1 pseudogene is annotated in these 799 nt (G+C 63.7%); it reads right to left on the bottom strand.

The features are described from left to right. Window positions 1–799 (bottom strand): annotated as a pseudogene (locus ACM110_RS29990) (hypothetical protein); the annotation flags it as partial.

The raw sequence follows: 799 nt of genomic DNA, 5'->3' as shown, positions 1-799 counted from the left end.
TTGGGGCTGCTTTCGGCGACGAGCTGGTCGCCTTGCCAGAAAAACTGCGTGGTCTGGCCGTCGACGGTTTTATCGATGCGGCGGCCGAAGGCGTCGTAGCGGTAACTCGCCGTGCGGCCGTCGGGCAAAGTGAGGCCGATCAGGCGGTGCTGGCTGTCGTAGGTGTAGGCGGTGATGTTCTCGCCACGACGTTCGCGGATCAGGTTGCCGTAGGCGTCGTAGTCGTAGTGCCGGTCGGCGTGGCGTCGCAGGCGGTTGCCCTTGAGCTGCCAGGGGCCGGGGCGGTCGTGGATCAGCAGGTTGCCGGCCGGGTCGTGAGTGAAGTTTTCCGGGGGTTGCTCACGGTCGTGGCGTACGCCGGTCAGGCGGTCGAGCGGATCGTACTGGTAACGGCGTGGGCCGTGGCGCGTGTCGCTGATCTGTATGAGGTTGCCGTTGGCGCTGTAGGCATAATCGCGGCGGTACAGCGGACGCTGGTTTTGCCTGACGGCATGGGCCTGCAAACGGCCCTGCTCGTCGTAGGCATAGTCGCTGTGCAGCAGGCCTTGTTGGCGGCTTTTTTCACGACCGAACTCGAAATGATGGCCGGTGAGCCGTGAGCCATTGAGGTCGATGGCCGTCAGCGCTCCACCTTCGGCGCGGTGGTATTCAAGACGGCTGTTGTCCGGCAGGCGCAAATGCTTGAGCTGGCCGCTGACGTCGTAGCCATAACGCAAGGTGCCCCAGCCTTGGTGCTCGGTGATCAGTCGGTCATGAACGTCGTATTCGAACTCCAGCGGATGGTCCTGGCCGTCATCGA

It is taken from the genome of Pseudomonas sp. NFX98 (assembly GCF_047784845.1).
In the GTDB taxonomy this organism is placed as follows: Bacteria; Pseudomonadota; Gammaproteobacteria; order Pseudomonadales; family Pseudomonadaceae; genus Aquipseudomonas.
This window is presented reverse-complemented; position numbering and strand designations above follow the sequence as displayed.